The following is a 10,810-nucleotide window of genomic DNA, read 5'->3' on the forward strand; positions in this document are numbered from 1 at the left end:
CTCGGTCTATTTGGATGCGGGTGTGGTGCCGGCCGGGGCGCCCGCCCCTAGCGTCTTGCCGCTGGCTGCGGGAATCACATCCGCGCCGCCCACCACTTCCACCTTGGCGCCTGCGCGCAAACGGTCGGTGCCTTCCGTGACGACCTTGTCGCCGGGTTTCAGCCCGTCGTTCACGGCGACCATGCCGTTATTGATGGCGCCCAGCTTCACCGGACGCACCGCGATCGTGTTGTCTTCCTGCACCAGGAAGACAAAGGCGCCCGCCGAACCCTGCTGAATCGCCGCGGTGGGAATCGCCGTGACATCCTTGCGCGTCAGCACATGCAGACGCACGTTGACGAACTGATTCGGAAACAGCGCGTCGTCCGCATTGTCGAACTTGGCCTTTAACTTCAGAGTGCCCGTCGTGACGTCGATCTGGTTGTCCAGCGTTTCCAGCACGCCCGATGCAATGCGGCGCGTGTCGGCGCGGTCATAAGCGTCCACGGTCAGCGTCTTGCCAGCAGCGATCTCGCCGCGCACTTCCGGCAACTGCGTCTCGGGCAGCGTGAACACGACGGCAATCGGCTGCGTCTGGGTAATCACCACCAAACCATTGGTGTCCGAGCTGGACACGAGGTTGCCGCGGTCAACCTGCCGCAAGCCCAGCCGGCCGCTGATCGGCGCGGTAATGCGGGCGTAGTCCAGTTGCAGCTTGGCGTTGTCGACGTTGGCTTGATCGCTTTTAACGGTGCCTTCATATTGGCGCACCAGCGCGGCCTGCGTGTCGACCTGCTGCTTGGCGATGGAGTCCTGCTTGAACAAGGCCTGATAGCGCTGCAAGTCGCGGCGCGCATTTTCCAGTTGCGCCAGATTTTGCATCTGCGTGCCGCGCGCCTGATCAAGCGCCACCTGGAACGCCCGCGGGTCCACTTGCGCCAACAAATCGCCAGCCTTGACTTGCTGGCCTTCCTGAAAAGCCACCTCCACCAATTCGCCGCTGACCCGGCTGCGGACCGTAACCGTGTTGTAGGCGGTGACCGTGCCCAGCGACTTCAGATAGATGTCGATGTCTTGCTGAACGGCCGTAGCCACTCGCACCGGCACAGCCAGATTGGCCATCGCAGCCATAGGCGGCCGCCCGCCCCCCGGCCGTCCGCCAGGGGCACCCGCGCCGCCTTGCTTGGCAGAGGGCCGCAACACCAGCCAGGCAGCGCCCGCCACAATAATCAACAGCACCGCCAGACCGGCAACGCGGCGGCGGGTCCAACGGGAGGGCGGGGAAACAGGACGGCTATCGGGCATGGAAACGGTTCCGGCACAGACGGAGGAAAGCGGTATTGTCTACTAGACGGTCCCCGTTTCGGGCTTGATGACCAAAAGTTGAAACTGCCAGCAACAAGAATCGGGCTCGCGGGACATTTCAGCCAGCAAGCGCCCAGAAAAATACCCTCGGGACCCGTAGGGTCAGCCTAGCGCAAAAAAATCGAAACAAAAATGCAAAGATTCAGCGCCCGTGACCCATCGGACGAAGGCAGCGATATGGCCGAAGTTGGGTTGTGCCGGAAGGTGCAGCAGTGCTGCGCCGCCTCAAAGGCACCGAGTTGTTGCCCCCCGCACCCGCATGAGTTGCGCGGAGCAACCGATTGTCTGTGCGGCTACGAGCTACAGAGCGTCATCTGGAAGGGCACGTCGCGAGCCACCTGCTGGGGCTTGAACTCGCCGTCCTGAGTGGAAAAACGTATCCAGATCATGTACTTATTGGCGCTGATTTCGGGGAAGGCCCCTTGCGCCGGGTCCACCCAGACCCGCAGCAACTGGAATTGCTTGCCACCCATCATCTGCTGATATGCGCCCTGCTCGGCCACGATATCCGCCTTGCGGCCGGATTCTCGCAGCAAGCGCAAAGCCAGGGTCAGGCCGTCGTACAGGGGAATGAAGGGCGACACCCAGGCCTGCAGATCCGCACAGCGGGAGGCCTCGGATTTGTTCTGCCAGGCGAAATACGAAGGCATGTCCACCTGAGTGGCGCTACCCGGCATGGACAGGCGGCCACGAAGACTGGTCAGCCATTCGTTTTCGCGCAGGGATTGTCCGGTTTTGCCAGGTGCCGCCAGCGTGCTGGCTACTTTTTCCAGTTCGCGCAGCATGGCTTCGAGCGCATCCTGAGCAACGCCGGGATGGTCGCGCAGACCCACCAGCGCCATACGCTGACGCTCAAGGTCTTGCAATACGGCGCCTTTGACGTCGGTGCGATCGCAAGCTTCGAGCAGATCAAAGAGAGAAGTGACCGCCACCTGATGCAGGCGTGAATCTCCCTCGCGAGCAAAGAAGAACAACCTGTCGAACAGGTATTCCAATCGCAGATAAGCGCGGATGCGCTCATTGAAGGGGTATTCGTAAACAATCACGCTTTTCGACAGGCCCATCAAAGGTCGGCCCACAGGCCGAGATGATTCTAAAGGGCCGGCCAAGCTTGCGGCTTACCGGCACGTAGTGGTCGCCAGCGTCAGCCAGCGGTCATGCAGTGTTTTTGCCTGCGCACGCAATTGTTCGGGCGTTGTTGATCCGTCATTCGTGATGACGTCGTCAGCAACCTCCAACCGGCTTGCCCGCGCAGCCTGTGCCGCCATAATACGCCGGATGGCTGGCTCCGTCAGCCCGCTGCGTGACTGCACACGAGCCACCTGCGTATCGGGGTCGCAATCCACTACGCAAATGCGATCCACGCGCGAGCGCCACTTGGGCAAGGACTCCACCAGCAGCGGCACCACGAACACCAGATACCGTCCAGTTGCAGCGGCCGCCTGCCGCCCGGTTTCCTGGGTGATGACGGGATGCAGCACGGCTTCCAGCCGCAGGCGCACCTGCGGATCGGCAAAAGCGCGTTCGCGCATCCACTCACGATTCAGCGCGCCATCGGGTGCGAGCGCCTGCGGGCCGAACTCGCGTTCAATCGCGGGCATGGCAGCGCCGTGCGCGGCCGTAAGAGTACGCGCGATCTCGTCAGTGTCGACCAGCGTCGCGCCCCACTCGCCCAACATGTCCGCCACTCTGGACTTGCCCGAACCGATACCGCCTGTCAGACCGATCTTGAACATTCCGCCTTTCCTCTTGCCTGTCGCTTCCATGCTGCCTAGCGCATGAAATGCCATAAACCCTGTTCGCCGCCCAACAACAGCATCACGATACCGGCAAGCGCCAGGTAGGGGCCGAAGGGCAGCGGTTGCCCGCGGCTGGCGCGTCCGCTCAATGTCAGGCCCCCGCCAATCAGCACGCCCACCAGCGACGCGGCAAGCAGCAACATGGGCAAGGACTCCACGCCAAACCACGCGCCCAGGGCGGCCAGCAGTTTGAAATCGCCATAACCCATGCCTTCGCGCCCGGTGATCAGACGGAACACATGAAAGATAACCCACAGGAAAACATAGCCGGCCACTGCGCCCGCCACCGCCAGTTGCAAGGTCGTGAACGCAGCAAACAAGTTGACCAGCAGGCCCGCCCACACCAGCGGCTGCGTCAGCACGTCAGGCAGCAGCGTCGATTCAAAATCAATCCACGCCAGCGCGACCAGCATGGCTGCCAGGCCCATGGCGAACAGCGCAATGGGGGTCGCTCCGTAGCGCCAGGCACAGGCGGCGAATAACACGCAAGTCAGCAGCTCAATCGCGGGGTACCGCCAACTGATTGCGCCGCTACAAGCCGCGCAACGGCCGCGCAACAGCAGCCAACCCAGCAGCGGGAGCTTGCGCCAACTGGCCACAGGCGTACTGCAAGAGGGGCAATGGGGCGCTGGCCGCAACAGGCCATAGCCGCTGGACGGACGCGCCTTGCCCACCGCATCCAGGCATTGGGCCTGCCATTCGCGCTCCATCATGCGAGGCAGGCGATAGGTCAGTACCGTTAGCCAATTGCCAATGAACAAACCCAATAGCGCCGCCAGAGCGATAAAAACGCCCAATGGAATATCAAAGACCTGCCGCACGCTGGTCATAAACCGGTTTGACGCGCAAAAATGCCCGCGTCCCCCATCTGGCTGATGGCAAAAAGGCGGACTTCGCGGCCATGGCCGTGTCGTAAATTGTGCATAAAGTGCTGGCTTCGCCCTAGAGCGGCTAAGGTTACGTATCGAATCTTCGCATAAGTGCGTAAAATCGGAGACAGACTCAATTCACGGACAAGCTGACATGACCGCCCGCGTCGATATCGTTACCCGATCCCGCAAAATCAGCGTCATGGGGCTGCTGATAGCCGGTACTGCGCTAGGCGCTGCAGGCTGCGCCCAACAGAAAACCGAAGGCTATTACGACCTGCCTACCGAAAGCACCGTCACTGACGCCCAATATCAGGGCGCTGGTGCGGGCTACCGCAGCGTCATTCGAGCACCGTCGCAAGTGCAAATTGCACTGAAGCCCGACGCCCGCAAGCCGCAAAGCCAGAATGCACAGGCAGCCGCAGGTGGGCAAACCACCGAAGACGGCCAAGCCGTACCCGAAGGCGCCGACCACTCGGCCGCAGCATCTTCCACGGCGCCGGCTGCTCCGCCAAAGGCCGCGGTGCAAAGCCTGGTGCCACAGCCGCAAACCTATATGGGCACCTTGCCGTGTTTCTCGCCCGCCATGCAATGCACGGCGCAGCGCGTGACGCTGACCTTGGCACCCAATGGCCGCTGGCGTGGGCGCACGGCCTATTTGGATAATGATCCCCAAAAAGGCCCCGCTGTCACCGAGCAAGGCTGCTGGGACGCCACCGACGAGCGCCCGCCGCGCGTCATCCTGATGGACGGCAAGGGCAACGCCCGCGCGGAATTCCTGGTGGCTGCCAACAACGTGCTGCGCGTGCGTTCCATTGCAGGCCAAACGCCCAACCTGAACTACAACCTGACCCGCCAGCCGGATCTGGACCCGATCGACGAGTTGGCCAAGGCCCAAGCGCCGCAGTGCCCGTGACACAGGTCCCCCTGGCGGTAGAGCGGCACAACGCATAAAGGCGTAGCCCGCTGCCAGAGACACCTGCTGATCAGCTCGATACCATGCCCCCGGGCCTGACGAACTTTCCGTTCGCCAGGCCCGATTCTTTTGTGGCGGCAGGCTTAGGTGTCGTGATCGGGCTTGCCAGCGCCAGACGGTTCGGGCCCATATTCCGGCTGTGGACAATGCAGTACGCGGAACGGCGCTGCGTTCACAACTGCGAAGATAATGGCGGGCCGCTCCGCCGCGATCAGGCCTGCCATCGTCAGATCTGACCCGGCCAGGTCGGCCCTGGTCAGATCAACCTCGGTCGGGTCTGCCCTGGGCAGTTCAGCCGTAGCCTGATCTGGCGCCATGAGATCAGCCTCCACTGGCGCTTCTAGCGCACCCAGAATGGGCGATGCGCCGGAACGGCCATGGGCGCACAACCGGCACGCCAGTTGCATGGCGTTGCGGACATCAAGTTTGACGAAAATGCGGGCGCGGTGGGCTTCTGCCGTGCGCAGCGAGATACCCAGATCAATGGCGATGACTTTGTTGGGCCGGCCAGCGGCAACATAGCCGACGATCTGGCGTTCGCGGGGTGTAAGAGCGGAGAGCACCGCTTCAAGGTCGGGACGGGGCGCTTGCATGGGCGACTCATTCTGCAATGTAGGATTGCATTCAGTCTGCCCGCCCCGTAGACGCGCCGTAAGCTAGCAATTCTGCCAGGGGTAGACAAATTCGCCGCCCCTGGCTCCCGCAACAATCAGGCCGTGTAGACCAGTTCCAGGTTGTCGATCAGGCGAGTCGCGCCCAGCTTGGCGGCCGCCAGCACCACCACGGGTTCACCGGCTTGCAGGTCGGCGGCTTCCGGGCGCTTCAGGTCGCGCTGGCGGCGCAAGGCGATGTAGTCCACCTTCCAGCCACGCCGGGTCAGTTCGTCGGAGGCTGCGCGTTCCAGAGCAAGTGCATCGCGCTGGCCCTGGGCCAGTTGCTGGCCAATGTTTTGCAGTGCCGCATACAGCGCGGGCGCCTCGGCGCGCTCGCCTTCGGTCAGATAGCGATTGCGCGAAGACAGCGCCAAGCCGTCATCGGCGCGCACCGTCTCGTGGGCCAGCACTTCCACCGGCAGCTGAAACTGGCGGCACATGTTTCGCACCACCATCAGTTGCTGATAGTCCTTCTTGCCAAAGACAGCCACGCGCGGCTGCACGCAGGAAAACAGCTTCAGCACCACCGTGCTGACGCCTTCAAAGAAACCGGGCCGGAACTCGCCTTCCAGGATGTCGCCCAAGTCGTCCGGCGGCTGCACCCGGTAGCTTTGCGGCTCGGGATACATCTCGCGCTCGTTCGGCGCAAACAGCACATAGACGTCGCGGGCCTGCTCCAGTTTTTCGATATCCGCCGCCAAGGTGCGCGGATACTGGTCGAAGTCCTCGTTGGGACCGAATTGCAGGCGGTTCACAAAAATGCTGGCCACCACGGGGTCGCCATGCTGACGCGCCAGCTTCATCAGGGACAAGTGTCCTTCGTGCAGGTTGCCCATCGTGGGCACGAACGACACGCGATTCTGTCCGCGCAGGTGATCGCGCAATTCCTGGATGGTGTGTACGACTTTCAAGGGGAGTCTCCGGGGTTGGGGGCAGCCCGGTCAGGATCAGGCCGCGGCCGCCGCTACGCTGGTATAGGCCAGGCGCACATAAATGGGCGCATAAGGCTCCGCCTGCGTGATCTCCAGCAGCGATTCGCGGGCCAGTTCCAGCATAGCGATGAAATGCACGACAACCACGGCCGCAGGCGCGCCTTCTCGGACGCGCTCCATGAACAGGTCGCCGAATTCGATGAAACGCACATCGTTCAGACGCCGCAGAATATGCGTCATGTGATCGCGCACAGACAGCTGTTCGCGCGTGATGTGGTGGTGTTGATTAAGCTTGGCCCGCTTCATGATGTCTGCCCACGCCAGGCGCAGATCATCCACGTTGACTTCGGGCATCGCGCGCTCGACGCTCAGCTCGGCGACCGCCTGGCTACTGACGAAGTCACGGCCCAGTTGCGGCATCTTGTCCAGCTTCTGGGCGGCCAGCTTCATCTGCTCGTACTCAAGCAGACGGCGGACCAGTTCAGCGCGGGGATCTTCGGCCTCTTCGCCGGTGTCGGTCTTCTTGACCGGCAGCAACATGCGCGACTTGATCTCGATCAGCATGGCCGCCATCAGCAGATATTCGGCGGCCAGTTCCAGATTGACGATGCGTATCTGGTCCACGTAGGACAGATACTGCCGCGTGACATCCGCCATGGGGATGTCCAGCACGTTGAAGTTTTGCTTGCGGATCAGGTACAGCAGCAGATCCAGCGGCCCTTCAAACGCTTCCAGGAAAATTTCGAGCGCGTCCGGCGGAATGTACAGATCCGTCGGCATCTGGAACAGCGGCTCGCCATAAAGGCGCGCGAACGCCACGGTATCGACCGTGTCGGGCGTGCTGTCCACAGACGGTTCCACTAGCTTGGCCAGAGCCTCGCCAGGAACTGAAGGTTTTTGGGCCATATCTGCCGCAATGCGATCAGTCTGCCGAATACACGTAGGGTTTTTGCGGCACGCGGGCCGCGCGGAAGCCTTCCAGCAGTTCCGAGTCTTGCGGTTTGTCCCAAAGACGAGCACGGCCTTCGCGCTGGCGTTCTTCAGTGCCAGGGTGCGATTGCTTGAAGTCTTTCAAGAAAAGGGTGATCTCGGATTCGTAGTTGGTTGCCATGGCACCAATTTCAATAGGTTGCGGATCTCGGGAGTTTACTTCACGCTGGCCCACACCCCGGCGTTACAATCGTCCGGCACCCAACGCCCCCCTCCGCCATGTCAGCCGAATCCGCAATAGCAGCCAATCCCGCTCCGCCCCAAAATCCGGACGCGCTGCGAGCGGCGCGCATGATCCCCTTCATTGTGGGGTGTGCTCTATTCATGCAGATGCTGGACGCCACCGTCGTGGCCACCGCCCTGCCCGCCATGGCCCGGGCCCTGGGTTCCACTCCCGTCCGCCTGAACGTTGCCATTACGTCCTATCTGCTGTCCGTGGCCGTCTTCGTGCCCGTTAGCGGCTGGGCAGCCGACCGCTACGGCGCCCGGCGCGTGTTTGTCGCCGCCATCGGCCTGTTCACGCTCAGTTCCATCGCTTGCGCCCTTTCGCAGGACCTTCCCCAGCTGGTTGCCGCCCGGATCATCCAGGGGATGGCCGGGGCCATGATGGTGCCCGTCGGGCGGATCATCCTGCTGCGCACGGTGCCCAAGCAGGATTTGCTGAAAGCCATGTCTTTTCTGTCCATCCCGGCGCTGCTGGGGCCGGTGATCGGTCCGCCGCTGGGCGGCTTCATGGTCACCTATATGTCATGGCACTGGATCTTTCTGATCAACATTCCCATCGGCATCCTGGGAATCGCGCTGGTGCTGCGCTACGTGGCCGAGATCCGCGAAGAATCCGCCCCGCGCCTGGACTGGCTGGGTTTTCTGCTGAGTGCCGTCTGTCTGGCGGCGCTGGTAAGCGGCTTTGAGGCCATTGGCCGGGACATCATGCCGCTGCCCATGCTGCTCGGCCTGATCGCCTTGGGCGCCGGCTGCGGATTTCTGTACGCCTGGCACGCGCGCCGCGTTGAGCACCCCATCATCGACCTGTCGCTGATGCGCATCCCCACCTTCGCTATTTCAACGCTGGGCGGCAACCTGTGCCGCTTTGCCGTGGGCGCCACGCCGTTCCTGCTGGCCATGCTGCTGCAAGTGGGTTTTGGGTTGTCGCCGTTTTCCGCCGGGCTGATCACCTTTGCCAGCGCCGCGGGCGCGCTGCTGATGAAATTCGTGGCCACGCCCATCGTCCGGCATTTCGGCTTTCGCCGCGTGCTGACCGTGAATGCGCTCTTGACCGGCATCTTCATCATGGTGTGCGCCACCTTTACCCCGACGACGCCGGTGTGGTTGCTGATCGCCATTCTGCTGGTCGGCGGGTTCTTCCGCTCGTTGCAGTTCACCGGGGTAAATACGCTAACCTATGCCGACATTCCCCCCGGCAAGATGAGCCGCGCCAGCAGTTTCGCCGCGATGGCGCAACAGCTGGGCATCAGCCTTGGCGTGGGAGTGGCCGCGGTTACGCTGAACGTCAGCATGACACTGCGCGGCGCCGAGACGCTGGCCATCCGCGACGTCGTCGCCGGCTTCATCGTCGTCGGCCTGCTGTGCATGGCCTCGACCTTCTCCTTTAGACGCCTTGAGCCACAAGCCGGGGCACACCTGAACGGCGCCAAACAAAGTGACGACGAATGAATTTGTCCTAGCCCTGGACCAGGGCACGACCAGCTCCCGAGCCATCGTATTTGATCGTGCGGGCGTAGTGCGCGGCGTTGGTCAACGAGAATTCCGCCAGCACTATCCGCGCCCGGGCTGGGTGGAGCACGATGCCAGCGAAATCTGGCACAGCCAATTGGACGTGGCGCGTGAAGCCCTGCGCAACGCCGCGGCTACCGCCGCCGACGTAGCAGCTATCGGCATCACCAATCAGCGCGAGACCACGCTGATCTGGGAACGCGCCACTGGCCGCCCGCTGGCGCGCGCCATCGTCTGGCAAGACCGCCGTACCGCCCCTATGTGCGATCAGCTGCGGCAAGACGGTCACGCCGACTTTCTGCAATCGCGAACCGGCCTGGTGCTGGACGCCTATTTTTCAGGCACAAAGCTGGCCTGGCTGCTGGATCACGTACCCGGCGCGCGCCAGATGGCCGATCGCGGCGAACTGGCTTTCGGCACCGTAGATACCTGGCTGATCTGGCAACTGACTGGCGGCGCCGTACACAGCACGGACCCCAGCAATGCGTCACGCACGATGCTGTTTGACCTGCACACTCAGGGCTGGAACGACGAGATCCTGGATCTGCTGAAGATTCCCCGCAGCGTGTTGCCGCAGATCGCCCCCAGCAGCGCGGTGGTGGGCACCGCACTGCCCGAATGGCTGGGCGGCTCCATCCCGATCGCAGGCGTGGCGGGCGACCAGCAGGCAGCCACGTTCGGCCAGGCGTGTTTCACGCCCGGCATGGCAAAGAACACCTACGGCACCGGCTGCTTCATGCTGATGAACGTGGGCGACAAGCCTGTGCAATCGCAGAATCATCTGCTGTCCACCGTTGGCTGGGGCCTGCCCCAAACCAGCGGCGGCAGCTGGCAGCCCACGTATATGCTGGAAGGCGGCGTCTTCGTGGCCGGCGCGGCCGTCCAATGGCTGCGTGACGGCCTGGGCATCATCCAGCGCTCAGAAGAGATCGAATCCCTGGCTGCCAGCGTTTCCGACACGGACGACGTCTTCATGGTCCCCGCTTTTGCGGGCCTGGGCGCGCCGCACTGGGACCCCTATGCTCGCGGCACACTGGTGGGCCTGACGCGCGGCACCACCCGCGCCCACATCGCGCGCGCCACCCTGGAAGCCATTGCCCTGCAAAGCGCCGAACTGCTGACGTGCATGAACGGCGACAGCGGCATCGCTTTGACCGAGCTGCGTGTCGATGGCGGCGCGGCCCGCAATGACCTGCTGATGCAAATGCAGGCCGACCTGCTCGGCGTGCCGGTGGTACGCCCCCGCGTGTCTGAATCGACGGCGCTGGGCGCCGCGGGTCTGGCCGGGCTGGCCGTCGGGTTCTGGTCAGGCCTGGACGAGTTTGCGTCCAAATGGCAGGCGGAACGCACATTTGAGCCGACCTGGCCGGAATCCGTGCGAACCGCCCGGATGAAACGGTGGCGGCAGGCAGTGGAATTGTCGAAGGGCTGGGCGGCAGGCGCGCCGAAGTAGATTTCTGCGTGAAGCGGTGCGTGCCTGGTAAGGAACGCACCGCCCCTCATCAATACACCG

At 63.1% G+C, this 10,810-nt stretch carries 11 protein-coding genes; 3 read left to right on the forward strand and 8 right to left on the reverse strand.

Features of this window, described 5'->3' with window-relative positions:
* Positions 1 to 6 precede the first annotated feature (6 nt).
* The 4 genes from RAS12_RS19320 to RAS12_RS19335 form a co-directional block, all read right to left on the reverse strand.
* A complete protein-coding gene (locus RAS12_RS19320; RefSeq protein WP_306938153.1) occupies positions 7 to 1,284 on the reverse strand; it encodes an MdtA/MuxA family multidrug efflux RND transporter periplasmic adaptor subunit in 1,278 nt (425 codons plus the stop codon).
* 353 nt (positions 1,285 to 1,637) lie between these two features.
* Entirely contained in the window at positions 1,638 to 2,390 is a 753-nt protein-coding gene (gene zapD, locus RAS12_RS19325) for a cell division protein ZapD (protein ID WP_306951524.1), read from the reverse strand.
* Positions 2,391 to 2,462: 72 nt separating this feature from the next.
* On the reverse strand, positions 2,463 to 3,080 hold the full coding sequence (coaE, locus tag RAS12_RS19330) for a dephospho-CoA kinase (RefSeq protein WP_306938155.1): 618 nt from the start codon (positions 3,078 to 3,080) through the stop codon (positions 2,463 to 2,465).
* A gap of 35 nt (positions 3,081 to 3,115) precedes the next feature.
* Positions 3,116 to 3,973 (reverse strand): prepilin peptidase, encoded by an 858-nt coding sequence (locus RAS12_RS19335; protein ID WP_306938157.1) that lies wholly within the window; start codon positions 3,971 to 3,973, stop codon positions 3,116 to 3,118.
* Positions 3,974 to 4,166: 193 nt separating this feature from the next.
* Here RAS12_RS19335 and RAS12_RS19340 point away from each other — a divergent pair, with 193 nt between their 5' ends.
* Positions 4,167 to 4,928, forward strand: coding sequence for a copper resistance protein NlpE N-terminal domain-containing protein (locus tag RAS12_RS19340; protein ID WP_306938158.1), 762 nt, complete (start codon positions 4,167 to 4,169; stop codon positions 4,926 to 4,928).
* Between the two features lie 143 nt (positions 4,929 to 5,071).
* Here RAS12_RS19340 and RAS12_RS19345 read toward each other — a convergent pair whose 3' ends face one another.
* From RAS12_RS19345 to RAS12_RS19360, 4 genes are all read right to left on the reverse strand, one after another.
* A complete protein-coding gene (locus RAS12_RS19345) occupies positions 5,072 to 5,581 on the reverse strand; it encodes a LuxR C-terminal-related transcriptional regulator (protein WP_306938159.1) in 510 nt (169 codons plus the stop codon).
* A 116-nt stretch (positions 5,582 to 5,697) separates the two neighbouring features.
* On the reverse strand, positions 5,698 to 6,552 hold the full coding sequence (gene panC / locus RAS12_RS19350) for a pantoate--beta-alanine ligase (protein ID WP_306938161.1): 855 nt from the start codon (positions 6,550 to 6,552) through the stop codon (positions 5,698 to 5,700).
* A gap of 36 nt (positions 6,553 to 6,588) precedes the next feature.
* Positions 6,589 to 7,479, reverse strand: coding sequence for a segregation and condensation protein A (locus RAS12_RS19355; protein WP_306938163.1), 891 nt, complete (start codon positions 7,477 to 7,479; stop codon positions 6,589 to 6,591).
* Between the two features lie 16 nt (positions 7,480 to 7,495).
* On the reverse strand, positions 7,496 to 7,684 hold the full coding sequence (locus tag RAS12_RS19360; RefSeq protein WP_050447026.1) for a DUF3460 family protein: 189 nt from the start codon (positions 7,682 to 7,684) through the stop codon (positions 7,496 to 7,498).
* 98 nt (positions 7,685 to 7,782) lie between these two features.
* Here RAS12_RS19360 and RAS12_RS19365 point away from each other — a divergent pair, with 98 nt between their 5' ends.
* Together RAS12_RS19365 and glpK are read left to right on the forward strand one after the other, a co-directional pair.
* Complete coding sequence (locus RAS12_RS19365) at positions 7,783 to 9,237, forward strand: DHA2 family efflux MFS transporter permease subunit (protein WP_306938166.1); 1,455 nt, start codon at positions 7,783 to 7,785, stop codon at positions 9,235 to 9,237.
* Positions 9,224 to 10,750, forward strand: coding sequence for a glycerol kinase GlpK (gene glpK, locus RAS12_RS19370; protein WP_306938167.1), 1,527 nt, complete (start codon positions 9,224 to 9,226; stop codon positions 10,748 to 10,750). Before RAS12_RS19365 ends, glpK begins: the two co-directional genes overlap by 14 nt.
* The last annotated feature ends 60 nt before the right edge of the window (positions 10,751 to 10,810 follow it).

The organism is Achromobacter seleniivolatilans, from assembly GCF_030864005.1.
In the GTDB taxonomy this organism is placed as follows: domain Bacteria; phylum Pseudomonadota; class Gammaproteobacteria; order Burkholderiales; family Burkholderiaceae_B; genus Achromobacter; species Achromobacter seleniivolatilans.